This window comes from Streptomyces sp. NBC_00083 (genome assembly GCF_026343295.1).
Taxonomy (GTDB): Bacteria; Actinomycetota; Actinomycetes; order Streptomycetales; family Streptomycetaceae; genus Streptomyces.
The window spans coordinates 1,278,373-1,302,337 of sequence record NZ_JAPELY010000002.1; the positions used below are offsets into that span (position 1 = coordinate 1,278,373).

A 23,965-nucleotide genomic window follows, 5' to 3' on the forward strand; every position below is an offset into this window, starting at 1 on the left:
TCATCCATCGGACATCGGACCGGGAGGCCAGCGAAGTGACCACCGAACTGCGTCGTTTGCGCAACTACATCGACGGGGAGTTCCGCGATGCCGCCGACGGGCGGACCATCGAGGTGGTCAACCCCGCCACGGGCCAGGCGTACGCGACGTCGCCGCTCTCCGGCCAGGAGGACGTCGACGCCGCCATGGCCGCCGCCGCCGCGGCGTTCCCCGCCTGGCGCGACAGCACGCCGGCCGAGCGCCAGCGCGTCCTGCTGAAGATCGCGGACGCCTTCGAGGAGCGCGCCGAGGAGCTGATCGCCGCCGAGTCGGAGAACACCGGCAAGCCGCTGGAGCTCACCCGCACCGAAGAAGTGCCGCCGATGGTGGACCAGATCCGCTTCTTCGCGGGCGCGGCCCGGCTGCTCGAAGGCCGCAGCGCCGGCGAGTACATGGAGGGGCTGACCTCGATCGTGCGCCGCGAGCCGGTCGGCGTCTGCGCGCAGGTCGCGCCGTGGAACTACCCGATGATGATGGCCGTGTGGAAGTTCGCCCCGGCGCTCGCCGCGGGCAACACCGTCGTCCTCAAGCCGTCCGACACGACGCCCGCCTCGACGGTCCTCATCGCCGAGATCATCGGCGCGATCGTGCCCAAGGGCGTCTTCAACGTGGTCTGCGGCGACCGTGACACCGGCCGCGCCATGGTCGAGCACCGGACCCCGGCGATGGCCTCCATCACCGGTTCCGTACGGGCCGGCATGCAGGTCGCCGAGTCCGCGTCCAAGGACGTCAAGCGCGTCCACCTGGAGCTGGGCGGCAAGGCCCCGGTCGTCGTCTTCGAGGACGCCGACCTCGCCAAGGCCGTCGAGGACATCGCGGTCGCGGGCTACTTCAACGCCGGACAGGACTGCACCGCCGCCACCCGTGTGCTGGTGCACGAGTCGATCCACGACGAGTTCGTGACCGCGCTCGCCAAGGCCGCGGCCGACACCAAGACCGGGCAGCCGGACGACGAGGACGTGCTGTACGGCCCGCTCAACAACGCCAATCAGCTGAAGCAGGTCACCGGCTTCATCGAGCGGCTGCCGGCCCACGCCAAGGTCGAGGCCGGCGGCCACCGCGTCGGCGACCAGGGCTACTTCTACGCCCCGACCGTGGTCTCCGGCCTCAAGCAGGACGACGAGATCATCCAGAACGAGGTGTTCGGACCGGTCATCACCGTCCAGTCCTTCACCGACGAGGCCCAGGCCCTGGAGTACGCCAACGGCGTCGAGTTCGCGCTGGCCTCCTCGGTGTGGACCAAGGACCACGCGCGCGCCATGCGCATGTCCAAGAACCTCGACTTCGGCTGTGTGTGGATCAACACCCACATCCCGCTGGTCGCCGAAATGCCGCACGGCGGCTTCAAGAAGTCCGGCTACGGCAAGGACCTCTCGGCGTACGGCTTCGAGGACTACACGCGCATCAAGCACGTGATGACGTCGATCGAGGGCTGAGCCGGCCGCGCAGCCCGGACCGGGCGTGAACGACCGCAAGGGGCGGGGGAGCCGATCCCCCGCCCCTTGCGCGTGCCGTCCCGCCCCCGCGTACGCCACCCGTGCCCGACAGGGTGTCTGGCCTGGGGCGCAGGGCTGTACGCAGCGTCCATTGAACCCGGTGGGCGGGGCGGGCATCCTGCGGGAATGCCACCGACCGCGCACCGCGCCAGCAGCAACCTCTCCCGCCGCAGCCTCCTGCGCGCCCTCGGCGGCGGCGCCGCGCTGGCCGGCCTCGCCGGCTGCGGGGTACCCGCGGCGTACGTCGCACCGGGCGACCGGGCCGGACGCGACCGCTCGGCGGACGACAAGTCGCTGACCTTCGCCAACTGGCCGCTCTACATCGACGTCGACGACAACGACGCCTCCAAGCGGCCCACCCTGGAGGCGTTCACCAAGAGCACCGGGATCTCCGTCACGTACACCGAGGAGATCAACGACAACGACGAGTTCTTCGGGAAGATCAGCCCGGCCCTGATGAACCACCAGGAGACCGGCCGCGACCTCATGGTCATCAGCGACTGGATGGCGGCCCGGTTCGTGCGGCTGGGCTGGGTGCAGGAGATGGACCGCGCCAAGCAGCCCAACGTCGGCAAGTACCTCGACCCGCAGCTGCGCACCCCGGCCTTCGACAACGGGCGTCTGCACAGCGTCCCGTGGCAGTCCGGGATCACCGGCATCGCGTACAACAAGAAGAAGCTCGGCCGCGAGCTCAAGCACGTCAGCGACCTGTGGGAGCCGCGCCTCGCCGGCAAGGTGACGCTCTTCTCCGGCCTGGACGAGTCCTTCGCCCTCCTCATGCAGGGCAACGGCGTCGACATCACCAAGTGGACGGCCGACGACTTCCACCGCATGTGCGACGAGGTCGAGAAGCAGGTCGCGAGCCGGCAGATCCGGCGCTTCACCGGCAACGACTACACCAGCGACCTCAACAAGGGCGACGTCCTGGCCTGCCAGGCCTACAGCGGCGACGTGTTCCAGCTCCAGGCCGACAACCCCGACATCGAGTTCGTGGTCCCGGAGGAGGGCGCGGAGCTGTGGGCGGAGTCGATGATGATCCCCAACCTGGCCCGCCACAAGGCGAACGCGGAGGCGCTGGTCGACTACTACTACGACCCCGAGGTCGCCGCCGAGCTGGCCGCATCCGTCAACTACGTCTGCCCGGTCCCGGCCGCCCGCGAGGTCCTGGCCTCCTCCAAGGACAAGGACGAGGCCGAACTGGCCGAGAACCCCCTCATCTTCCCGGACACCACGATGCGCGAGCGCCTCGCGATCGCCCGGGACATCACGTCCGAGGAACGCGTCGAATTCGCCAAGCGCTGGAACGCGATCGTGGGCCTGTGACAGGGCGGACCCGCGCCCGGAACGCCCGGCGGGGGCCCACTGTTTGAACGCGTTCAATAAAGGCGTACGCTGCGATCATGAGCGAGCGAAGCGCCCAACTGAGGCGTATACGCGTATGGGTCGTCGTGTTCGTCGTCTGCCTCGTGTTGAGCGGCCTGACGGCCTTTCCGCTGGTGCACGAAGTGCACTGGACGCAGGCCCTGTTGCGGAACACCCCGCTGGGGGAGTGGCTGCCGGGGCTGAGTGCCTGGATCGGGCGGGCGCGCGACGGGCTCGACTCCGCCGACGCCGACTATCCGTTCCTGCTGTACGGGACGGACTGGCTGGCCTTCGCCCATCTCGTCATCGCCGTCGCCTTCTACGGCGTCGTGCGGGATCCCGTACGCAACGTCTGGGTCGTCGAGTTCGCGATGATCGCCTGCGCCGGAGTCATCCCGGTGGCCCTGATCTGCGGGCCCGTGCGCGGGATCCCCTTCTGGTGGTCGGTGATCGACATGTCCTTCGGGGTGTTCGGGGTGCTCCCGCTGTACGTGGTGCGGCGCAAGATCAAGGCGCTGGAGAAGATGGCCGGCGCTCCGGCGCCGGACGTCGTGCCGGCGTGAGGCGGGCCGGTGCCGTCAGCCGCCGGACGCGGCGGACAGGACCGCGCGCAGCGCGTCCAGGCGGTTGGTGGTGATCGCATCCACGCCGTACTCCACCAGCCGCCGCTGGGCGCGCCGGGTGTCCGCGGTCCACGCCGCGAGCAGCATGCCGTCCCGGTGGACCCGGTCCACGACGTCCGGATCGACCAGGCCGAAGCGGTAGTTGAGCCAGCGCGGCTTCACCGCGGCGACCAGAGCGGGCCGCGGCGGCGCCGGCTTCGTCCACGTCAGGGCGATCTCCGCGCCGGGATCGGCGGCACGGACCCGCAGCATGGCGACCGGGCCCGCGCAGTAGTACACCCGCTCGCCCGCCCCGCACTCGCGCACCGTGCCCACCACCTTGCGCACCGACTCCTCGGTCGCGCCCGGCAGATCGATCAGCACCCGGTGCGTGCCGACCGCCATCAGCGCCCGGCGCAGGGTCGGCACCCCGCCGCCGGTCACCTCGCGCACCTCCTCGTACGGCAGCGAGGCCACCGGACGGTCGACGCCCCAGAGCCGCTTCAGCGTGTCGTCGTGCAGCAGCACGGGCACGCCGTCCTTGGTCGTGCGGACATCGATCTCGACCGCGTCCGCGCCCCGCTCCAGGGCCGAGGCGATGGAGGGGAGCGTGTTCTCGCGGACGCGGTACGGGTCGCCGCGGTGGGCCACGGCTGTCACGGTGCGCATGGGGTCATTGTGCGGACCGGCAGCGGGCGCGGCCAGCCGGAACGCGCTCCGGGCGGCTCAGCCGGCGAGCCACTTCGTGGTGTAGTCGTCGATCTCCGCGGCGAGCCCGGTCTTGCCCGCCGGGTCGAGGAACGACGCCTCCACGGCGTTCTTGGCGAGGCCCGCGAGGCCCCGCTCGTCCAGGTCGAGCAGGCGCGCGGCGACCGCGTACTCGTTGTTCAGGTCGCTGCCGAACATCGGCGGGTCGTCGCTGTTGATCGTCACCAGGACACCGGCCGCCACCATCTCCTTGACGGGGTGCTGGTCGAGATCGGCCACCACCCGCGTCGCCAGGTTGGACGTCGGGCAGACCTCCAGCGCGATCCGGTGGTCGGCCAGGTGCTTGAGGAGCGCCGGGTCCTGGGTGGCGCTGGTGCCGTGGCCGATGCGCTCGGCACGCAGCTCGATCAGCGCGTCCCAGATCGACTGCGGCCCCGTGGACTCGCCCGAGTGCGGTACGGAGTGCAGTCCCGCTGCGATGGCCCGGTCGAAGTAGGGCTTGAACTGCGGGCGCGGCACGCCGATCTCGGGGCCGCCCAGGCCGAAGGAGACCAGGCCCTCGGGGCGCACCCCGTCCTCCGTGGCGAGCCGCGCGGTCTCCGCGGCGGCTTCGAGGCCGGCCTCGCCGGGAATGTCGAAGCACCAGCGGAGCACCGTGCCGAACTCGGCCTCGGCGGCCCGGCGGGCGTCCTCGATCGCGTCCATGAACGCGCGCTCGTCGATGCCGCGGCGGGTCGAGGAGAACGGCGTGATGGTCAGCTCGGCGTACCGGATGTTCTGCCGGGCCATGTCCCGGGCCACCTCGTACGTGAGAAGGCGCACATCCTCCGGGGTGCGGATCAGGTCGACGACCGACAGATAGACCTCGATGAAGTGTGCGAAGTCCGTGAAGGTGAAGTAGTCGGCGAGTGCCTCGGGATCGGTGGGGACCTTCGAATCCGCGTGCCGGGCGGCGAGTTCGGCCACGATGCGCGGCGAGGCGGAGCCCACGTGGTGCACATGGAGCTCGGCCTTGGGCAGCCCCGCGATGAAGGGGTGCAGATCGGTCATGGGGGTCCTCCAGGGGTCTGCCGCGAGGGTGCTCGCGTGGTCGGCGTCGTAGGGCCTTCGCCGGTCGGGGATCATGGTAGGCCGGGCGGATCGGCCCATGACCCGGGCCGTAGCATGACGGAACCACGATGGGGGAGGCCCATGTCAGAGAACAGCCAGCAGCCGCCGGGAGGCCAGGAGCCCCGCGACCCCTGGGCGCCGCCGGAGCACAAGGTCCCGCTGGACAAGCCGCCGGTGCACGACCAGCAGACCGTCGTCTCGATGCCCACGCCGCCCGCCGACGCCCCGGGCGCGCCCGGTCAGCAGGCGCCCGGCTTCGGCGCACCGACGCCGCCGCCCGCCCCGCAGGCGGCGCCCGGCAGTTACGGCTACCCCGCCTACCCCCAGCAGCCCGCCCAGGACGCGGGCTACCCGGGCTACCCCCAGCAGCCCGCCCAGGACGGCGGCTACCCGGGCTACCCCGGCCAGCCGGGCCAGGACGGCGGCTACCCCGGTTACCCCGGCTACCCGAACCAGCAGGCCGCCTACGGCTACGCCGGCTGGACCGGGATGCCCGCACCGCAGAACGGCTTCGGCATAGCCGGCATGGTGCTCGGCATCGTCGCCTGCGCGTCGATGATCTGCACCTGGGGCATCTCCGGCATCGTGCTCGGCGCGCTCGCCCTGATCTTCGGCTTCCTCGGCAAGGGCAAGGTCGCCCGCGGTGAGGCCAACAACCGGGGCCAGGCCCTGGCGGGCATCATCATGGGCTTCGTCGGCATCGTGCTCGGCCTGGTGATCCTGGTCCTGCTGATCGTGCTCGTGGCCAACGCGCCCGACTCGAACCACAGCGACTACGACTACTGGGAGAACGCCCTCACGCTGGCCTCCTCGACCCGCTGAGGCACGCCCCGAGGAAACGATTGGCCCATGCCCGAGCGGTGCGTGAGCGCCGCCTGGGCATGGGCCGAGCGCCACCTTGAACCCGGCGCGGAGCCCCCGGCCCCGCCCCCGCTCACACCCCCTCGGCCCGGCGGAGCGCCTCGCGGGCCTCGGTCAGCGCGAAGCCCAGCAGGTTCAAGCCACGCCACCGCGCGGGATCCTCCGCCTCCGGCGCACTCGCCGCCAGGCCGATGCCCCAGATGCGGTCCCGCGGACTCGCCTCGACGAGCACCCGGTCGCCGGTGCCCAGCAGATACGCCCGCAGCGCCGCGTCCTGGCCGAACTTGTGCAGACAGCCGGCGAGCACGATCCCGTACCGCTCCCGCCGCCACACCTCGTCGTCGAAGCCCCGCACCAGACGCCCGGCCGCCTTGGCCTGCGCCGGGCTCGCCGCCGAGAGCGCCGCGCGCTCGCCCTCCGCGTCCCCGAAGAGCCGGGCCTTCGCCGCCATCATCCAGTGCTCGGCCGTCGCGTACACGACGCCGTCGACCACGAAGCGTGACGGCCACCACTGACTGAAACAGCTCGGCCCCAGCGCTCCGTCGCGCCGCGGCGCATGCCCCCAGAAGGGCAGGAGCTTGATCCGCTGACCCTCTTTGACCTGCGCGATAAGCGCGTCGAGCGGCGCGCGGTCCCCCGTGATCTCCGTCATGCACGTGAGTCTGGCACGCGCCACTGACAACCCGTCGGGCCAATACCGCTCCGACGCGACACATGGTCGACAGATTCCGTCGCGTAACCAAAAGGCAACAACGGAATCACTTGTTGGCCAGATGTCGCTCTGCCAGGATCGTCACTCAAATCGAGCTGAAGCTACGAAGAACGTGGGCGACATGGACACCGACACCGGCCAAGGCACCAGCACCCCCGCACAGGACGGCACCCCCGCACCGGACCGCTTCCCCGCACAGGACCGATTCGCGGCGGGCGCCCAGTACATCGCGGGACGGCTGCGCCCCGGCACCTCCGGACGGCACCAGGCGGTCGTCGATCCGGCGACGGGGGAGACGGTCTACACGTACGAGCTGGCGGGCCCCGCCGATGTCGACGCCGCCGTCGCCGCGGCCGGGGCGGCCTTTCCCGGCTGGTCCGGCGCCACCCCGGGTGAGCGCTCCGACGCCCTGCACCGGCTCGCCGAAGTCCTCGCCGGCCGCGCCGAGGAGTTCGCACAGGCCGAGTCCCTCCAGTGCGGCAAGCCCCTCAGGCTGACCCGCGAGTTCGATGTCCCCGGCACCGTCGACAACGCCGCGTTCTTCGCCGGCGCGGCCCGCCACCTCCAGGGCACGTCGGCCGGCGAGTACTCCGGCGACCACACCTCCTACGTACGCCGCGAACCCATCGGCGTCGTCGGATCCATCGCCCCCTGGAACTACCCGCTCCAGATGGCCGCCTGGAAGATCCTCCCGGCGATCGCGGCCGGCAACACCATCGTCCTCAAACCCGCCGAGATCACCCCCCTCACCTCGCTCCTGTTCGCCGAGGCCGCGAAGGAGGCCGGGATCCCGGACGGAGTGATCAACATCGTCAGCGGCGCCGGCCGGGACGCGGGCGAACACCTCGTCGGCCACCCGGACGTCGTCATGACCTCCTTCACCGGATCCACCGGCGTCGGCAAGCGCGTCGCGGAGATCGCCACCCGCACCGTCAAGCGCGTCCACCTCGAACTCGGCGGCAAAGCCCCCTTCGTCGTGTTCGACGACGCCGACCTGGAGGCCGCCGTGCACGGCGCCGTCGCCGGCTCGCTCATCAACTCCGGCCAGGACTGCACCGCCGCCACCCGCGCCTACGTACAACGCCCCCTCTACGACGCCTTCGTCGCACAGGTCGCGGCCCTCATGGAGACCGTCCGCCTCGGCGACCCGTTCCACGACGGCACCGACCTCGGCCCGCTCATCTCCCACGTCCACCGCGACCGCGTCGCCGCCTTCGTCGAGCGCGCCCGCGGCTACGCGACGATCGTGACCGGAGGCGAGACCCCCCGGGGCGACGGCGCCTACTACCCGCCCACCCTCATCGCCGACGCCGCCCAGGACAGCGAAGCCGTCCAGGCCGAGATCTTCGGCCCCGTCCTCGTCGTGCTGCCCTTCGACACCGACGACGACGGCATCGCGCTGGCCAACGACACCCCCTACGGACTCGCCGCCTCCGCCTGGAGCCGCGACGTGTACCGCACCGGCCGGGCCACCCGTGAGATCAAGGCCGGCTGCGTCTGGATCAACGACCACATCCCGATCATCAGCGAGATGCCGCACGGCGGCTACAAGGCGAGCGGGAGCGGAAAGGACATGTCGGCGTATTCCTTCGAGGAGTACACGCAGGTCAAGCACGTGATGTACGACAACACAGCGGTCGCCAGGAAGGACTGGCACCGCACGATCTTCGGGGACCGATAGCCGAGGGGCCCGACCAGGCCACCGAACCCACCCGGAAGGGCACATCGCGCATGGAGCAGTACGAGTTCGACCTCCCCCCAGCTCCCGGCTCCCCCGGAGCGGGGAGGGCCCCCTTCTCCACGGCCCAACTGGCCGCCGTCCGGCGCAGCCTGACCAACGGCCGGGGCGCGCTCACCCGCCGCTCCCTGCTGCGCGCGTCCGGCGTCGGCGCCCTCACCGTCGGCGGCCTCGCCACCCTGAGCGCCTGCGGCATCCCCGCCGCCACCAAGGAGAACGGCACCGGACCGTCCAACGCCGACCACTCGGCCCAGGAGAAGGAGGTCAACTTCTCCAACTGGACGCAGTACATGGACATCAGCGACGACAAGAAGCACCACCCGACGCTGGACGAGTTCACCCGCCGCACCGGAATCCAGGTCAAGTACACCGAGGACATCAACGACAACGTCGAGTTCTTCGGCAAGATCAAGCCGCAGCTCGCCGGCGGCCAGGACACCGGCCGCGACCTCATGGTCCTCACCGACTGGCTGGCCGCCCGGCTCATCCGGCTCGGCTGGGCACAGCAGCTCGACCCTGCGCACCTGCCCCACGCCTACGCCAACCTCGCCCCCCAGTTCCGGTCGCCCGACTGGGACCCCGGCCGCGCCTACTCCTACCCCTGGACCGGCATCCCCACCGTCATCGCCTACAACGCCAAGGCGACCGGCGGCAAGAAGGTCGACTCGATCACCCAGCTCCTGGACGACCCCAGTCTCAAGGGCCGGGTCGGCTTCCTGTCCGAGATGCGCGACTCCATCGGCATGACCCTGCTCGACCTCGGCAAGGACCCCGCGACGTTCACCGACGCCGACTTCGACGCCGCGATCGGTCGACTCCAGAAGGGCGTCGACACCAAGCAGATCCGCCGCTTCACCGGCAACGACTACACCGGCGACCTCGTCAAGGGCGACCTCGCCGCGTGCGTCGCCTGGGGCGGCGACGTGACCCAGCTGCGCGCCGACAACCCGGACATCAAGTACGCCATCCCCGCCGCCGGTTACATGACCTCCAGCGACAACCTGCTCGTCCCGGCGAAGGCCCGCCACCAGAGCAACGCGGAGAAACTCATCGACTACTACTACGAGCTTCCCGTCGCCGCCAAGCTCGCCGCGTTCATCAACTACCAGTGCCCGGTCGACGGCGTCCGCGACGACCTCGCCAAGATCGACCCAGCGCTCGCGCAGAACGAACTGATCCTGCCGGACCGGGCGATGAGCGCGAAGTCCCACTCCTTCCGCTCGCTCAGCGAGGCCGAGGAGACGGCGTACGAGCAGAAGTTCTCGCGGCTCATCGGAGCGTAGGCGCTCCGCGGGTGTGCGTCACCGTCGGGTGCGGGGCCGCTGTGGCCGGTCGCTCCCCCAAGTTCTCGGCTCCACTCGAACAGGGGGACCCCCATCGCGGCGGAGCCGCACGATGTCACCGCCCCGCGCCCCTGAAAGCTCTCGGCTCAGCTCCCTGTGAACTCCACCCCCTTTCCTCTCGACCCCCTGGGACCCACCCATGACCGACAGCACCGCCGGCGGCGATGTCCGCCTCACCGGGATCAGTAAGACGTACGGTTCCTTCACCGCCGTGCACCCCCTCGAACTGACGGTTCCGCAAGGCTCGTTCTTCGCGCTGCTCGGCGCGTCCGGCTGCGGCAAGACCACCACCCTGCGCATGATCGCCGGCCTGGAGGAACCCACCACCGGCACGGTCTTCCTCGGCGACAAGGACGTCACCGACCTGCCGCCCTACAAGCGGCCCGTGAACACCGTCTTCCAGTCGTACGCCCTCTTCCCGCATCTGGACGTCACCGAGAACATCGCCTTCGGGCTGCGCCGGCGGGGCATCAAATCGGTGAAGAAGCAGGTCGACGACATGCTGGAACTCGTGCAGCTCGGCGACTTCGCCCGGCGCAAGCCGCACCAGCTCTCCGGCGGACAGCAGCAGCGCGTCGCGGTCGCCCGCGCCCTCATCAACCACCCCCAGGTGCTCCTCCTCGACGAACCGCTCGGCGCCCTCGACCTCAAGCTGCGCCGCCAGATGCAGCTGGAGCTCAAGCGCATCCAGACCGAGGTCGGCATCACCTTCGTCCACGTCACCCACGACCAGGAGGAGGCCATGACGATGGCCGACACCGTCGCGGTGATGAACGGCGGACGCGTCGAACAGCTCGGCGCGCCGGCAGAGTTGTACGAGAATCCCAACACCACCTTCGTCGCGAACTTCCTCGGCACCTCCAACCTCATCGAGGCGGAGATCGTCGAATCCAGCGGCGAGGACCTCGTCGTCAGCGCCGGCGGCGCCAAGCTGCGGCTGCCCGGCGGGCGATGTTCGGCCCCCGCGAGCAGCGGCGGCAAGCTCCTCGTCGGCGTACGCCCCGAAAAGATCTCGCTCGCCCACCGCGACGACGAGGGCGCCATCGCGGAGGGCCGCAACCGCGTCGCCGGACGCATCGTCGACTCGTCCTTCATCGGCGTCTCCACCCAGTACCTCGTCGACTCCCCGGCGGGCCGGGGCCTCGCCGTGTACGAGCAGAACATCGAACGCGACACCCGGCTCGTCCCGGGCGCCGAGGTGGTCCTGCACTGGAACCCGGCGCACACCTTCGGGCTCGACGCGGCCCAGGCGATCGACGCGGGCGTGGAGAAGGTCGAGGACGCCGCGTGACCGCCCTGGCCGAGGCGCCCCCCGCGCCCAGCGACGAGCTCCCCGTGCGCAAGGCGTCCGCGCGCAAGCGGCTCGTACCGTACTGGCTGCTGCTGCCCGGCATCCTCTGGCTGATCGTGTTCTTCGCGCTGCCGATGGTGTACCAGGCCTCCACCTCCGTACAGACCGGCTCCCTGGAGAAGGGCTTCCAGGTCACCTGGCACTTCCAGACGTACTGGGACGCCTTCAAGGAGTACTACCCGCAGTTCGTCCGCTCCCTGCTCTACGCGGGAACCGCGACCCTGCTGTGTCTGCTGCTCGGCTACCCGCTCGCCTACCTGATCGCCTTCAAGGCGGGCCGCTGGCGCAACCTGGTCCTCGTCCTGGTCATCGCGCCGTTCTTCACCAGCTTCCTGATCCGCACCCTGGCGTGGAAGACGATCCTGGCCGACGGCGGGCCCGTCGTGCACGCCCTGTCCACGCTGCACGTCCTCGACGTCACCAGCTGGCTCGGATGGACCGACGGCAGCCGCGTCCTCGCCACACCCATGGCCGTCGTGTGCGGACTCACCTACAACTTCCTGCCGTTCATGATCCTGCCGCTCTACACCTCGCTGGAACGGATCGATTCCCGGCTGCACGAAGCCGCCGGCGACCTGTACGCCACCCCCGCCACCACCTTCCGCAAGGTGACCTTCCCCCTGTCGATGCCCGGCGTCGTCTCCGGCACCCTGCTCACCTTCATCCCGGCGAGCGGCGACTACGTCAACGCCGAACTGCTCGGCTCCACCGACCAGAAGATGGTCGGCAACGTGATCCAGTCCCAGTTCCTGCGGGTCCTGGACTACCCGACGGCCGCCGCGCTCTCCTTCATCCTGATGGCGATCGTGCTGATCATGGTCACCGTCTACATCCGCCGATCCGGGACGGAGGACCTGGTCTGATGCCCCTCATCAAGTGGCTGCGCCGCAACCTCGTGGTCATCGCGGGGCTCGCGACGCTCGCGTACCTGATCCTGCCCAACGTCGTCGTCATGGTGTTCTCGTTCAACAAGCCGAACGGGCGCTTCAACTACTCCTGGACGCGGTTCTCCACCGACGCCTGGAAGGACCCCTGCGGTGTCGCCGACATGTGCGGCTCGCTCTCGCTCTCGCTCCAGATCGCGCTGTGGGCGACGATCGGCTCGACCGTGCTCGGCACGATGATCGCGTTCGCCCTGGTCCGCTACCGGTTCCGGGCGCGCGGCGCGATCAACTCGCTGATCTTCCTGCCGATGGCGATGCCCGAGGTCGTCATGGCCGCGTCCCTGCTCACGCTCTTCCTCAACATGGGCGCACAGCTGGGCTTCTGGACCATCCTCATCGCCCACATCATGTTCTGCCTCAGCTTCGTCGTCACCGCCGTCAAGGCCCGCGTGATGTCCATGGACCCCCGGCTCGAAGAAGCCGCGCGCGACCTCTACGCCGGCCCCGTCCAGACGTTCCTGCGGGTGACGCTGCCGATCGCCTCGCCCGGCATCGCGGCCGGCGCGCTGCTCGCCTTCGCGCTCTCCTTCGACGACTTCATCATCACCAACTTCAACGCGGGCTCCACCGTGACCTTCCCCATGTTCGTGTGGGGCTCCGCGCAGCGCGGCACGCCCGTGCAGATCAACGTCATCGGAACGGCCATGTTCATCATCGCCGTCCTGGTGGTCACCGGCGGACAATTCATTGCGAACCGGCGCAAGAACAGCGCGAAAGCGTAACCGTACGCAGTTCCTGAGGGAGTTGGAAATCATGGCCGTGACCCGAGCCATGAAGAGTGCAGCACGGCAGTCCCTGGCGGGCGCGCAGCCCGTCCCCTTCTGGCTGGAGGACCCCGGCCGCCCCGAGCCGCGGCCCGCCCTCACCGGCGACGAGAAGTGCGACCTGCTCGTCATCGGCGGCGGCTACAGCGGACTGTGGACCGCCCTGATCGCCAAGGAGCGCGAGCCCGGCCGCGACGTCGTCCTCATCGAGGGCAAGGAGATCGGCTGGGCCGCTTCCGGCCGCAACGGCGGCTTCTGCGCGGCCTCCCTCACCCACGGCCTGGGCAACGGCCTCGCCCGCTGGCCCGACGAGCTGGCCCGACTCGAAGAGCTGGGCGCGGCCAACCTCGACGCCATCGGAGCCGCCGTCGCCCGCTACGGCATCGACTGCGACTTCGAGCGCACCGGCGAGATCGACGTCGCCACCGAACCCCACCAGCTCGAAGAGCTGCACGAGATGTACGAGGAGGCGACGAAGCTCGGCTTCGGCGGGCTCGAACTCCTCGACGCGGACCAGGTGCGCGCCGAGGTCGACTCACCCACCTTCCTCGGCGGGCTCTGGGACCGCGACGGCGTCGCCATGCTCCACCCGGCCAAGCTCGCCTGGGGCCTCAAGCGCGCCTGCCTCGATCTCGGCGTACGGATCTACGAGCGAACCCCGGGCCTCTCGCTGGCCCGGGTCGGCACCGGCATGGGCGTCCGCACTCCGTACGGAAAGGTCCGCGCGGAGCACGTCGCCCTCGGCACCAACGTGTTCCCCTCCCTCGTCAAGCGGCTGCGCCCGTACACGGTCCCGGTGTACGACTACGCCCTGATGACCGAGCCGCTCACCTCGGACCAGCTCGCCGCCATCGGCTGGCACCGCCGTCAGGGGCTCGGCGACGCGGCGAACCAGTTCCACTACTTCCGCCTCTCCGCCGACAACCGCATCCTGTGGGGCGGCTACGACGCGATCTACCAGTACGGCAAGAAGGTGCGCACCGAGTACGACGACCGCCCCGCGACCTACGCCAAGCTCGCCGAGCAGTTCTTCCACTGCTTCCCGCAGCTGGAGGGGGTCCGCTTCAGCCACGCCTGGGGCGGCGCGATCGACACCTGCTCGCGCTTCTCGGCGTTCTTCGGCACCGCCCACGGCGGCCGGGTGGCGTACGCCGCCGGATACACCGGGCTCGGCGTCGGCGCGACCCGCTTCGGCGCCGATGTGATGCTCGACCTGCTGTCGGGGGAGTCCACCGCGCGCACCGAGCTGGAGATGGTGCGCACCAAGCCGCTGCCCTTCCCGCCGGAGCCGGTGGCCTGGGCGGGCATCGGCATCACCAAGTGGTCCCTGGCCAGGGCCGACGAGAACGGCGGGCGGCGCAATCTGTGGCTGAAGGCGATGGACCGGGTGGGACTGGGCTTCGACAGCTGAGCCCGCCCGACGGCGCCGAGCTTCCCCGGGGGAGCTCGGCCTCGCCGTCATCCGCTCCATGACTGAGCCCCAGGTCACCGGCCTGGGGCTCAGTCATGGAGCGGATGACGACATGAGCCTTCGTGGGTGGGTGCAGCGCACCCACGCCCCGGCGTCCGTCCGCGATTAGCGTGGCTGTCATGCAAAGCGAGAACGAACTCGGTGACTACCTCCGTGCCCGTCGTGCGGCGCTGGCACCGGCGGATGTCGGCCTGCCCGACGACGGGCCTCGGCGGGTGCCGGGGCTGCGCCGGGACGAAGTGGCACTACTGGCCGGGATGAGCACGGACTACTACATCCGGCTTGAGCAGGGCCGGGAGCGGCGTCCGTCCGAGCAGGTGCTGCGGGCGATCGCCGGGACGCTGCGGCTGGACGACGCGGCAAGCGCCCACCTCTTCCGGCTGGGCCTGTCCGTCGGCGGGACGGTGGCCGCCACGACGACCGTGGCTCCCGAGTTGCTGCGGCTGATGGACGGCATGAAGGGTGCACCGGCCTTCGTGGTCGGGGCGGCGCAGGACGTACTGGCGGCCAACGCGATGGCGCGGGAGCTGTACCGCGGATTCGCCCGCTACGACAACCTGCTGCGGATGATTTTCCTCGACCCCTTCGCGCGGGACTTCTACGCCGACTGGGACCAGGCGGCGCGGATCGCGGTGGGCAACCTGCGGGCGTCCTCCTCACAGTTCCCCCGGGACGAGCGGATCCAGCGGGTCGTCGGCGAGCTGAGCGTGCACAGCCCCGCGTTCACGGGCCTGTGGGCACGGTACGAGGTGCGTCCCCGGACGCACGAGGACAAGCACTTCCGGCACCCGCAGGTGGGAGAGGTGCGTCTGCACTTCGAGGCGCTCGCCGTGACCAGCGCCCCCGGGCAGCACCTGTCCGTCTACAGCGCGGCGCCCGGCAGCGCGAGCGCCGACGCACTGGTCCTGCTCGGCCGGCTCTCCGAACAGGACGCGGCCTCGGCGGACCGGAACGATTCCGTGGCGGAAGAGGAGAAGCCGGCCACGGCGTGACATCCGCCCCGGGACGACAGGCTTCGCGCTCCCTCGCGCTCCCTCGCACCCTGAGCCCGAGCTGACTGTCGTCGGTCCCACCCCTGCCTGCCTCGCCCGTTCCCCCTCCCTGCTCCCACCGAATGTCCGCGCCGAAGAAAGACGTCTGCCATGCTGCTGCCCTCCGACGAATCGGGCCGAGGCCGCCCCGTAGTCCTGCTGCACGCCCGCCCCACCGACCGGACCATGTGGGGTGCCCACCTTCCCCTGCTGGCCGACGCCGGCGTGCGGGCCATAGCCCTGGACCTGCCCGGCCACGGCGACGCGTGCGTGCCCGAAGGCCGTGAAGTGGCGCCCTGGACGGACGTGCTCGACACGCTCGACCACCTCGGGATCGACCGCTTCGTCCTGGCCGGGAACTCGCTCGGCGCCCTGGTGGCGCTCCAGGCCGCCGTCACGGCGCCCGAGCGGGTCGAGGGTCTGGTGCTCGTCGGGTACCGGCCCCACGACCAGCCGGCCTCTCCACAGCTGCAAGCCGCCTGGGACGCCGAAAGGACAGCGCTCGCCGTCGGCGACCTGGACGCGGCGGTGACCGCCGGCGTCGCGGCATGGACCTGGTCCGGCGCGAGCGACGAGGTGCGTGCTCACGCGGCCCGCATGCTCCGCGGCCGGCTCGCCGGACAACTCGCCCACGGCGAGCCGCCCTTGGCGGCGGACCCGCTCGGCGCGGGCACGGCAGCGCTGCGGGGACTGACTGCTCCCGCCCTGGTCGGAGTCGGCGAACACGACATGCCCGATTTCTTCACGGGTGGCGACGGCCTGGCCCGCGACCTCGGCGCGGGCCGGACCGTGGTCATCCCGGCCGCGGGGCACCTCGCGCCGCTGGAACAGCCCTCCGCGTTCTGCACCCTGCTCATGGACTTCATCCGCCGTCTCCCGGCCTGAAGATCGCTCCGGGCCCCGACCGGCGGTATCCCCCAGTGAAGCGGGGCCCGTTCGGGATCGCCCTGCCCCGCTGGCCGGCACCGGTCGACCCACGGCTTGATCACCCCGCGCGCCCCCGGTCACGCCGGGGGCGCACCCCGTTGGATCATGATGTGACCCAGTTCACTACCACCAGGTAGCCGAAGTCGCGTCATAGCCCGCCCCGAAGCCGCTCTCCTCAGTGGACGCAACCTCTGCGCCCGGTGGAATGGCCTCGGAACGGAGGACGGCAATGACTGCCTCGGGGGCAAGGAGCGCGGTGGAATGGCTGGCAGCGGTGGCGCCGGATCCCGACGCCTGCCGGTGGGAATGGGAGCGCAACCCCCTGGGGGTCGCGCTCCTTCCGGCCGGCCGGCGCTGGGACGTACTGATCCTGCCCGGCGGGCTCGGACGCGGCGCGCTCGACGTGCTGTCCCGGCTCGTGGACCGGCCGGGCCCGGTCCTCGCGGACCTGGGCGAGACCCGCCTCGGGTTCTTCGTGCCGCCCGGCACCGCCGCGCGCTGGCTGGGTACGGGCGTGCGGGGCGCCGGGAGCGGCAGCTGGATCGTGGTCCCCTACCCGGGCCGGGTGACCGGCGGGGTGCGGTGGGTCGTGGCGCCCGACGGCTCCGGCACCCTGACCGACCCCGCCGTCCTGGAGCTGGCGATGCACGAGGCCGCCGCCCATATCGCACACGACGGCGACAAGCGGGGCAAGGAGGGCTGAGCAGGGGCCGGCCCGCGGGCGGTTCGCTGCCGGAACCCTTGACAAGGGGATTGGTCTGGACCATGTTGTGCGCACTTCGTGTCTCAATACCCCCTTGCCCGGAGGCAGTTGTGGTCCGCACCAGACATCAGGCCCCACGGTCATCGCTCCTCGGCGCCCTGACGGCGGCGGCCCTCGCCGCGGCCGGGCTCGTCGCCGCCGTGCCGGCCGCGCACGCCGCCGACACCGACCTCATGCGCAACGGGGGCTTCGAGTCCTCGCTCGACGGCTGGACCTGCACCGCGGGCAGCGGCGCCGTCGTCACCTCGCCCGTGCACAGCGGCAGCCACGCCCTGAAGGCCACCCCGGCCGGCAGCGACAACGCGCAGTGCGCCCAGAGCGTGGCCGTGCAGCCCAACTCCTCGTACACGCTCAGCAGTTGGGTGCAGGGCAGCTATGTGTACCTCGGCGCCTCCGGTACCGGCACCACCGATGTGTCGACCTGGACCCAGTCCGCGTCCTCCTGGCAGCAGCTGACGACCACGTTCAAGACGGGCCCGAGCACCACATCGGTGACCGTCTACACGCACGGCTGGTACGGAACACCCGCCTACACCGCCGACGACGTGAGCCTGACCGGCCCCGGCGGCGCGCCCGTGCAGATACCGGCCGCGCCCGGCGGCCTCGCCGCCTCGGGCGCCACCTCCTCCAGCATCGGCCTGAGCTGGTCCCCGGTCACCGGCGCCACCGGCTACAACGTCTACCGCGACGGCGCCAAAGTGGCGTCGGCGAGCGGCACTTCGGCCACCGTGACGGGGCTCTCCGCCACCACCTCGTACAGCTTCCAGGTCACCGCCACCAACAGCGCGGGGGAGTCCCCGAAGTCGTCCGCCGTCAGCGCGAGCACCACTAGCGGGGGCGGCACCACCCCGCCGGCCTCCGGGCACGCCCTCGTCGGCTATCTGCACGCCTCGTTCGCCAACGGAGCGGGCTACACGCGCATGGCGGACGTGCCGGACGACTGGAACATCATCGACCTGGCGTTCGGCGAGCCCACCTCGCCGACCTCGGGCGACATCCGCTTCAGCCTCTGCCCCGTCAGTGAGTGCCCGACCGTGGAGTCCCTCGCCGACTTCAAGGCGGCCATCAAGGCCAAGCAGGCCGCGGGCAAGAAGGTGCTCATCTCCATCGGCGGCCAGAACGGCCAGGTCCAGCTCACCACGACCGCCGCCCGCGACACCTTCGTCGCGTCCGTCTCGAAGATCATCGACGACTACGGCCTCGACGGCCTCGACGTCGACTTCGAGGGCCACTCGCTCTCCCTGAACACCGGCGACACCGACTTCCGGAACCCCACCACCCCCGTCGTGGTCAACCTCATCGACGCCCTGAAGACGCTGAAGGCCAAGTACGGCGCGAAGTTCGTCCTCACCATGGCGCCGGAGACGTTCTTCGTGCAGATGGGCTACCAGTACTACGGTTCGGGGCCCTGGGGCGGACAGGACCCCCGGTGCGGCGCCTACCTGCCGGTGATCTACGCGCTGCGCGACGCGCTCACCCTGCTGCACGTCCAGGACTACAACTCGGGCTCGATCATGGGCCTCGACAACCAGTACCACTCGATGGGCGGCTCGGACTTCCACATCGCCATGACGGACATGCTGCTCACCGGCTTCCCGGTCGCCGGCGACACCGGCAAGGTGTTCCCGGCACTGAGGCCCGACCAGGTCGCCATCGGCCTGCCGGCCTCCACTCAGGCGGGCAACGGCTGGACCAGCCCCGCCGAGGTCACCAAGACCCTGGACTGCCTGACGAAGAAGGCCAACTGCGGCTCGTACCAGACCCACGGCAGCTGGCCGGGGCTGCGCGGCCTGATGACCTGGTCCATCAACTGGGACCGGTTCAACGGCGGCGAGTTCTCCAAGAACTACGACGCATACCCGTGGAGCTGACCACCAGGAGCGCTCCGCACAGGCAGACACTGGCGAGCACATCAAGAGGCCAGTGGTAGCCGTGCAGCACCAGACCGATGCCCGTCGCCGCTGTCAGCGCCCCCGCGGCGGCGGGCATCAGCCACCTGCGGCGTACGAAGGGGGCGAGCAGCAGGGCCGCCGCGCCGTAGGCCACCATCGCGGTCGCCGTATGCCCCGAGGGGTAGTAGCCGGTGGCCGGGTCGAACGGGCCGGGCCGCGCGGTCCACTCCTTCAGCGGGACCACCAGCAGCGGCACCAGCGCCATCGTGACGGCGGCGATCAGGGGCTGCCGGCGCAGACCGCGCCACAGGGCGTACCCGATCGCGCAGGCGAGGACCGGCAGGGCCACCGGCATGCTGCCGAGATCGGCGAGGGCCTCGGCGAACCAGGACGGGCCGTGGCCGGCGAGCGAGGGGTCGACGCGCTCGTCGAGGCGGCGCAGCGGGCCGTGAGATACGACCTGCCAGGTGATGACCGCGAACACGCAGAGCAGCGCGGCGAAGAGGAAAGCCGGCCGCCCCGGAACAGGGGGGGAGGTTCCGGGGCGGCCGCCTGGACCGGCGTACCGCTCGCCCCGGGGGGTGTGGGGCGGTCGGTCATCCGATCGGTGAGGAGTTCCGGAGCCGGAGGCTCCAGTGGTGTGCGCGAGGGCACGACCAGGGCGAGGCTGGGGTTGCTGAGCCCTGGGATCGCCCGCAGTCCCCTGCGGGCGGGGTGTTTCTCTCATCTGCAGGAACCGTACGGCAGTCGGCGGGGGTCCGACAGCGGGAACTCCATCCCGCCATCGCCCCCCCACACCTTCTTCACAGGCGGTGCGAGTGCCTCTGGTTCGTGTTCGGATCAGACGCCGGTGAAGGCCTGCTCGATGATGTCGAGGCCCTCGTTCAGCAGGTCCTCGCCGATGACGAGCGGCGGCAGGAAACGCAGCACGTTTCCGTAGGTGCCGCAGGTCAGGACCAGGAGGCCCTCCGCGTGGCAGGCCTTGGCGAGCGCGCCGGCGGCCTCCGGGTTCGGCGTCTTCGAGGCGCGGTCCTTGACCAGCTCGATGGCGATCATGGCGCCGCGGCCGCGGATGTCGCCGATGATGTCGTACTTCTCGGCCATGGTGGCCAGGCGGGCCTTCATGACCTCCTCGATGCGCTTGGCCTTGCCGTTGAGGTCGAGCTCCTTCATCGTCTCGATCGCGCCGAGCGCGGCGGCACACGCCACCGGGTTGCCGCCGTAGGTGCCGCCGAGGCCGCCCGCGTGGGCGGAGTCCATGATCTCGGCGCGGCCGGTCACCGCGGCGAGCGGCATGCCGCCCGCGATGCCCTTGGCGGTCGTGATCAGGTCCGGGACGATGCCCTCGTCCTCACAGGCGAACCACTGGCCGGTCCGGCAGAAGCCGGACTGGATCTCGTCGGCCACGAAGACGATGCCGTTGTCCTTGGCGAACTGGCTGATCGCCGGCAGGAAGCCCTTGGCCGGCTCGATGAAGCCGCCCTCGCCGAGCACCGGCTCGATGATGATCGCGGCGACGTTGTCCGCGCCGATCTGCTTGTTGATCATGTCGATGGCCTGCGCGGACGCCTCGGCGCCGGCGTTCTCCGGGCCGGTCAGCCAGCGGTAGCCGTAGGCCACCGGCACCCGGTAGACCTCGGGCGCGAACGGGCCGAAGCCGTTCTTGTACGGCATGTTCTTGGAGGTCAGCGCCATCGTCAGGTTGGTGCGGCCGTGGTAGCCGTGGTCGAAGACGACGACGGCCTGGCGCTTGGTGTACGCACGGGCGATCTTGACGGCGTTCTCGACCGCCTCGGCGCCCGAGTTGAACAGCGCGGACTTCTTGGCGTGGTCGCCCGGCGTCAGCTCCGCGAGCTGCTCGGCGACGGCCACGTAGCCCTCGTACGGCGTGACCATGAAGCAGGTGTGCGTGAAGTCCTGCAGCTGGGCACTGGCCCGGCGCACCACGGCCTCGGCGGAGGCGCCCACCGAGGTCACCGCGATGCCGGAACCGAAGTCGATCAGACGGTTGCCGTCGACGTCCTCGATGATGCCGCCACCCGCGCGCGCGGTGAAGACGGGCAGCGTGGAGCCCACACCCGCGGCGACGGCCGCGAGACGGCGGGCCTGAAGCTCCTGCGACTTCGGGCCGGGGATGGCGGTGACGACGCGGCGCTCCTGCGGGATCGCGCTCATGAGGGGCTCCTGGAGATTCTGGGGTTTCGGACGGCTTTCTCGGCTGTATGGGCAGGCTAGGGCGGACCGGGGGACCCTGGCATGCGCCGATCGGTAGTGGTGGGGGTGTGTCCCTTGTCCTCGGCGGACAGTTCCCCGGCACGGGCGCTTGGTGCGCGGCAGCGGTGAACCCCGGCGCGCTGCCACTAGATTGAGCGTTCGCACCGCTCGGAACGGACCTGGCTGGTCAGGGGGCAAGGGGTCGATGGACACCGAAGGCACGTACGACGCACGCGGCACCCGTTCGGGTTCGGTCCCGCGTCCCGCCGGGCCGCCTCCGCGCCCGGCGCTCCCGCCCCGGCCCGCCGGAGCGCCCACGGCCGGCGCCCCCCTCGGCGACTGGCTGCGCACTCCGCGCGCCGCCGCCGAGCCCGGCCTGTGGCGCTTCGGGCACAAGCCCCGCCCGGACGCGGACCCGGACCGGGTGCCGGACCGGGCGCTGCTGGGCGGTGCGCTGGTGGCGTTCCTCGCGGCCGTGCTGGTCTGGTCGCTGTGGAGCAACGGCTACATCCCGCACAGCCGGGTGCTGCTCGAACTGTTCACCCCGGCCGACTGGTGGGCCTACCCCCGGCCGCCGGAGGCCGGAGAGGCGATCGCGGTCTACAACAGTCTGTTCGCGGCGCTGCTGATGTTCGCCTTCGGGCGGATGGGCAACTGGATCGAGGTGTTCCACCGCTACGCCGTGGACTGCCCGCAGCCCGAGCGGACCCTGCGCACCGGCCTCGCGGGGGCGGCGGCGGTATGGCTGGTGATAGGGACCACCCTTTTCCCGTTCTACTACGCGATCTGGAGCCTGCTCCCGTCGACCTGGACCACCGGCGACGGCAACCGCGGCTTCGTCACGTTCGTCAACTACGCCCTGTACGTGCTGGTGGGCGGAGCCGTGCTGTGGCCCTTCGCCAAGGCGGGCGACTGGCTGGGCCGCTTCCGCGGGGGCGGGGCGCCCGCGGCGCACACCCAGAGCGCGCCCACCGCGGCGCCCGCCTCCTCGCCCGCCGACTGGCCCCAGCTGCGCGACGCCGGGCTCGGCGCGGTCGCCGACCGGCTGGTGGCCGAGGAGCGGGCCGGGCGGATGAACGACGTCGACTGCGTACGGATCCGGCGGGCCTGGACGACCGTCAAGGCCGACCCCTCCCGCCTCGGCGCGTTCACCGACGCCGTCGCGGGCCAGGGCGCGCGGGCCTGTCTGCACCCCTCGGGCGACCGCGACCTGCCCGCCCGCGCGGCCACCCACGACCTGCTCACCTCGCAGGTACGGATCGGCCGCTACCCCGACACCGAACGCACCCCGGCCGCCCGCAGGGGCGCCGGCGCCGCGGTCGAGCCGGCCGCGCTCGGCTCCTCGCTGCTCGCGATCGGCCCGTTCGGCTCGGGCAAGACCCGGCACCTGGTCCGGCCCGTCGTGGAATCGCTCGCCCTTCAGGCGCTCGCCGGGAAGGCCGCCGTCGTCGCGGTCTGCGCGGCCGGCACCCCGCTCGGCGCCGACGACGGATACGACGTGGTGATCAAGCCCGGCGACCCCGCGTCGGCGTACGACCTCGACCTGTACGGCGGCTCCCTCGACCCCGACGAGGCCGCGGCGCTGCTCGCCGAGGCCTTCGCGGGCGACCTCGCCGAGGTCGACGCGCGCCGCGCCGCGACCGCCCTCGCCCAGCTGCTCGGCCCCTACCGCGCCGCCCACGGCCGCTTCCCCTCCGTGCCCGTGCTGCGCGAGCTCCTGGACGGCTCACCCGGCGCCATGGCGGAGCTCCGGGGCCGGCTCGACGCCGAGACACACCGTGCGTACCTGCGCGAACTCGACGCACGGGAACGCCAGTTGGGCATGCCGGGCGACCCCGGGCTCGCGCTGGCCGCGCGGGTCGCGGTGCTCGACCGGCCCGCCTTCGAGGGGTTCTTCGACACCACCGGCGAGACCCGGCCGTTCTCGCTGCGCGCCCTCGAACACCCGCTGCGGGTGCGCGTCGACGTGCCCGAGCGCGCCCACCCGGAGGCCGCGCACCTCCTGACCCGGCTGGTCCTCGCCCAGTTCACCGCGGGGGCGACCGCCCGCAGGGACCGCTCGCTCTTCGCCTTCCTCGCCCTCGACGACGCGACCCACGCCATCACCGCCGAATCCGTGCGGGCCGTGCAGCGGCTGCGGAACTGCAACGCCGGGGTACTGCTCACCCTGCGGGCGCTCGGTGACGTACCGGAACAGCTGCACACCTCGCTGCTCGGCTCGGTCGGCTGCCACATGGCGTTCTCCGGGGTCACCACCTGGGACGGGCGGCTCTTCGCGCAGGCCTGGGGCACCGAGTGGGTGGAGACCACCGAGGTCGCCAAGCACACCGTCTTCGCCGACCAGCCCCTGACCCGGGCCGTCCACGCGCTGCGCAAACTCGTCACCGGCAAGGCGGTCACCACCGACGCCGTGACCGTGCGCAAGGTCGAACGGGAACGCTGGTCCGCCTCCGAGCTGGCCCACCAGGTGCCGGCCGGGCACGCCGTGCTCTCCCTGACCACCGTCAAGGGTGAGCACGCGCCGCCGCTCCTGGTCGACCTGCGGGGGTGAGCCGCCGCCCCGGGCGGCCGGGTCCCGTGGCCGAAGGACGCCGCGGAACCTGGCCGAGCTGGCAAAATGGAGATGCTCCGTTCATA

The 23,965-nt window shown here is 71.2% G+C and carries 20 protein-coding genes; 15 read left to right on the top strand and 5 right to left on the bottom strand.

Annotated elements, in window-relative coordinates; all coding sequences use genetic code 11:
• Positions 1 to 35: 35 nt before the first annotated feature.
• From OOJ98_RS22190 to OOJ98_RS22200, 3 genes are all read left to right on the top strand, one after another.
• Positions 36 to 1,475, top strand: a complete 1,440-nt coding sequence (locus tag OOJ98_RS22190; protein ID WP_267056679.1) for a gamma-aminobutyraldehyde dehydrogenase — start codon at positions 36 to 38, stop codon at positions 1,473 to 1,475.
• A 186-nt stretch (positions 1,476 to 1,661) separates the two neighbouring features.
• On the top strand, positions 1,662 to 2,858 hold the full coding sequence (locus tag OOJ98_RS22195; protein WP_267056680.1) for a spermidine/putrescine ABC transporter substrate-binding protein: 1,197 nt from the start codon (positions 1,662 to 1,664) through the stop codon (positions 2,856 to 2,858).
• Between the two features lie 77 nt (positions 2,859 to 2,935).
• Complete coding sequence (locus OOJ98_RS22200; RefSeq protein ID WP_267056681.1) at positions 2,936 to 3,460, top strand: hypothetical protein; 525 nt, start codon at positions 2,936 to 2,938, stop codon at positions 3,458 to 3,460.
• 15 nt (positions 3,461 to 3,475) lie between these two features.
• Here the strand turns inward: OOJ98_RS22200 and OOJ98_RS22205 are convergent, their stop codons facing one another.
• Entirely contained in the window at positions 3,476 to 4,168 is a 693-nt protein-coding gene (locus OOJ98_RS22205; protein WP_267056682.1) for a glycerophosphodiester phosphodiesterase, read from the bottom strand.
• Between the two features lie 57 nt (positions 4,169 to 4,225).
• Entirely contained in the window at positions 4,226 to 5,257 is a 1,032-nt protein-coding gene (locus tag OOJ98_RS22210) for an adenosine deaminase (protein WP_267056683.1), read from the bottom strand.
• Positions 5,258 to 5,398: 141 nt separating this feature from the next.
• Here OOJ98_RS22210 and OOJ98_RS22215 point away from each other — a divergent pair, with 141 nt between their 5' ends.
• On the top strand, positions 5,399 to 6,139 hold the full coding sequence (locus OOJ98_RS22215) for a DUF4190 domain-containing protein (protein ID WP_267056684.1): 741 nt from the start codon (positions 5,399 to 5,401) through the stop codon (positions 6,137 to 6,139).
• A 112-nt stretch (positions 6,140 to 6,251) separates the two neighbouring features.
• Here OOJ98_RS22215 and OOJ98_RS22220 read toward each other — a convergent pair whose 3' ends face one another.
• On the bottom strand, positions 6,252 to 6,830 hold the full coding sequence (locus OOJ98_RS22220) for an NADAR family protein (protein ID WP_267056685.1): 579 nt from the start codon (positions 6,828 to 6,830) through the stop codon (positions 6,252 to 6,254).
• A 181-nt stretch (positions 6,831 to 7,011) separates the two neighbouring features.
• Here OOJ98_RS22220 and OOJ98_RS22225 point away from each other — a divergent pair, with 181 nt between their 5' ends.
• The 10 genes from OOJ98_RS22225 to OOJ98_RS22270 all read left to right on the top strand — a co-directional run bounded on the left by OOJ98_RS22225 (position 7,012) and on the right by OOJ98_RS22270 (position 19,093).
• Positions 7,012 to 8,571 (top strand): gamma-aminobutyraldehyde dehydrogenase, encoded by a 1,560-nt coding sequence (locus tag OOJ98_RS22225; protein WP_267056686.1) that lies wholly within the window; start codon positions 7,012 to 7,014, stop codon positions 8,569 to 8,571.
• A 50-nt stretch (positions 8,572 to 8,621) separates the two neighbouring features.
• Positions 8,622 to 9,911, top strand: coding sequence for a spermidine/putrescine ABC transporter substrate-binding protein (locus tag OOJ98_RS22230; protein ID WP_267056687.1), 1,290 nt, complete (start codon positions 8,622 to 8,624; stop codon positions 9,909 to 9,911).
• Between the two features lie 199 nt (positions 9,912 to 10,110).
• Positions 10,111 to 11,262: an ABC transporter ATP-binding protein gene (locus OOJ98_RS22235; protein ID WP_267056688.1), complete on the top strand. Its 1,152-nt coding sequence runs from the start codon at positions 10,111 to 10,113 to the stop codon at positions 11,260 to 11,262.
• Positions 11,259 to 12,185, top strand: a complete 927-nt coding sequence (locus tag OOJ98_RS22240; RefSeq protein WP_267056689.1) for an ABC transporter permease — start codon at positions 11,259 to 11,261, stop codon at positions 12,183 to 12,185. Before OOJ98_RS22235 ends, OOJ98_RS22240 begins: the two co-directional genes overlap by 4 nt.
• Positions 12,185 to 12,988, top strand: coding sequence for an ABC transporter permease (locus OOJ98_RS22245; RefSeq protein ID WP_267056690.1), 804 nt, complete (start codon positions 12,185 to 12,187; stop codon positions 12,986 to 12,988). The genes OOJ98_RS22240 and OOJ98_RS22245 overlap by 1 nt, the downstream gene beginning before the upstream one ends.
• A 31-nt stretch (positions 12,989 to 13,019) precedes the next feature.
• Positions 13,020 to 14,441 carry an FAD-binding oxidoreductase gene (locus OOJ98_RS22250; protein ID WP_267056691.1) on the top strand — a complete coding sequence of 474 codons (1,422 nt, stop codon included), beginning with the start codon at positions 13,020 to 13,022 and terminating at the stop codon, positions 14,439 to 14,441.
• Positions 14,442 to 14,620: 179 nt separating this feature from the next.
• On the top strand, positions 14,621 to 15,493 hold the full coding sequence (locus tag OOJ98_RS22255) for a helix-turn-helix transcriptional regulator (RefSeq protein WP_267056692.1): 873 nt from the start codon (positions 14,621 to 14,623) through the stop codon (positions 15,491 to 15,493).
• Between the two features lie 150 nt (positions 15,494 to 15,643).
• Positions 15,644 to 16,417 carry an alpha/beta fold hydrolase gene (locus tag OOJ98_RS22260; protein ID WP_267056693.1) on the top strand — a complete coding sequence of 258 codons (774 nt, stop codon included), beginning with the start codon at positions 15,644 to 15,646 and terminating at the stop codon, positions 16,415 to 16,417.
• A gap of 271 nt (positions 16,418 to 16,688) precedes the next feature.
• Positions 16,689 to 17,162, top strand: coding sequence for a hypothetical protein (locus OOJ98_RS22265; RefSeq protein ID WP_267056694.1), 474 nt, complete (start codon positions 16,689 to 16,691; stop codon positions 17,160 to 17,162).
• Positions 17,163 to 17,272: 110 nt separating this feature from the next.
• A complete protein-coding gene (locus OOJ98_RS22270) occupies positions 17,273 to 19,093 on the top strand; it encodes a glycoside hydrolase family 18 protein (protein ID WP_323177920.1) in 1,821 nt (606 codons plus the stop codon).
• Here OOJ98_RS22270 and OOJ98_RS22275 read toward each other — a convergent pair.
• Positions 19,044 to 19,841 (bottom strand): phosphatase PAP2 family protein, encoded by a 798-nt coding sequence (locus OOJ98_RS22275; RefSeq protein WP_267056696.1) that lies wholly within the window; start codon positions 19,839 to 19,841, stop codon positions 19,044 to 19,046. The genes OOJ98_RS22270 and OOJ98_RS22275 overlap by 50 nt on opposite strands.
• A gap of 113 nt (positions 19,842 to 19,954) precedes the next feature.
• The gene (gabT, locus tag OOJ98_RS22280; protein ID WP_189968255.1) at positions 19,955 to 21,289 is read right to left on the bottom strand and encodes a 4-aminobutyrate--2-oxoglutarate transaminase; all 1,335 of its coding nucleotides are present in this window, start codon (positions 21,287 to 21,289) and stop codon (positions 19,955 to 19,957) included.
• Between the two features lie 244 nt (positions 21,290 to 21,533).
• On the opposite strand from gabT, the gene OOJ98_RS22285 reads away from it, so the two are divergent.
• A complete protein-coding gene (locus tag OOJ98_RS22285; RefSeq protein ID WP_267056697.1) occupies positions 21,534 to 23,879 on the top strand; it encodes an ATP/GTP-binding protein in 2,346 nt (781 codons plus the stop codon).
• Positions 23,880 to 23,965 lie beyond the last annotated feature (86 nt).

Excerpts from the sequence above, each read along its gene's own strand:
- OOJ98_RS22220 (WP_267056685.1), bottom strand. The coding sequence starts at position 6,830 with ATGACGGAGATCACGGGGGACCGCGCGCCGCTCGACGCGCTTATCGCG.
- OOJ98_RS22235 (WP_267056688.1), top strand. The coding sequence starts at position 10,111 with ATGACCGACAGCACCGCCGGCGGCGATGTCCGCCTCACCGGGATCAGT.
- OOJ98_RS22255 (WP_267056692.1), top strand. The coding sequence starts at position 14,621 with ATGCAAAGCGAGAACGAACTCGGTGACTACCTCCGTGCCCGTCGTGCG.
- OOJ98_RS22245 (WP_267056690.1), top strand. The coding sequence starts at position 12,185 with ATGCCCCTCATCAAGTGGCTGCGCCGCAACCTCGTGGTCATCGCGGGG.
- OOJ98_RS22250 (WP_267056691.1), top strand. The coding sequence starts at position 13,020 with ATGGCCGTGACCCGAGCCATGAAGAGTGCAGCACGGCAGTCCCTGGCG.
- OOJ98_RS22265 (WP_267056694.1), top strand. The coding sequence starts at position 16,689 with ATGACTGCCTCGGGGGCAAGGAGCGCGGTGGAATGGCTGGCAGCGGTG.
- gabT (WP_189968255.1), bottom strand. The coding sequence starts at position 21,289 with ATGAGCGCGATCCCGCAGGAGCGCCGCGTCGTCACCGCCATCCCCGGC.
- OOJ98_RS22205 (WP_267056682.1), bottom strand. The coding sequence starts at position 4,168 with ATGCGCACCGTGACAGCCGTGGCCCACCGCGGCGACCCGTACCGCGTC.
- OOJ98_RS22225 (WP_267056686.1), top strand. The coding sequence starts at position 7,012 with ATGGACACCGACACCGGCCAAGGCACCAGCACCCCCGCACAGGACGGC.
- OOJ98_RS22210 (WP_267056683.1), bottom strand. The coding sequence starts at position 5,257 with ATGACCGATCTGCACCCCTTCATCGCGGGGCTGCCCAAGGCCGAGCTC.
- OOJ98_RS22230 (WP_267056687.1), top strand. The coding sequence starts at position 8,622 with ATGGAGCAGTACGAGTTCGACCTCCCCCCAGCTCCCGGCTCCCCCGGA.
- OOJ98_RS22275 (WP_267056696.1), bottom strand. The coding sequence starts at position 19,841 with ATGAGAGAAACACCCCGCCCGCAGGGGACTGCGGGCGATCCCAGGGCT.
- OOJ98_RS22215 (WP_267056684.1), top strand. The coding sequence starts at position 5,399 with ATGTCAGAGAACAGCCAGCAGCCGCCGGGAGGCCAGGAGCCCCGCGAC.
- OOJ98_RS22285 (WP_267056697.1), top strand. The coding sequence starts at position 21,534 with ATGGACACCGAAGGCACGTACGACGCACGCGGCACCCGTTCGGGTTCG.
- OOJ98_RS22260 (WP_267056693.1), top strand. The coding sequence starts at position 15,644 with ATGCTGCTGCCCTCCGACGAATCGGGCCGAGGCCGCCCCGTAGTCCTG.
- OOJ98_RS22200 (WP_267056681.1), top strand. The coding sequence starts at position 2,936 with ATGAGCGAGCGAAGCGCCCAACTGAGGCGTATACGCGTATGGGTCGTC.
- OOJ98_RS22195 (WP_267056680.1), top strand. The coding sequence starts at position 1,662 with ATGCCACCGACCGCGCACCGCGCCAGCAGCAACCTCTCCCGCCGCAGC.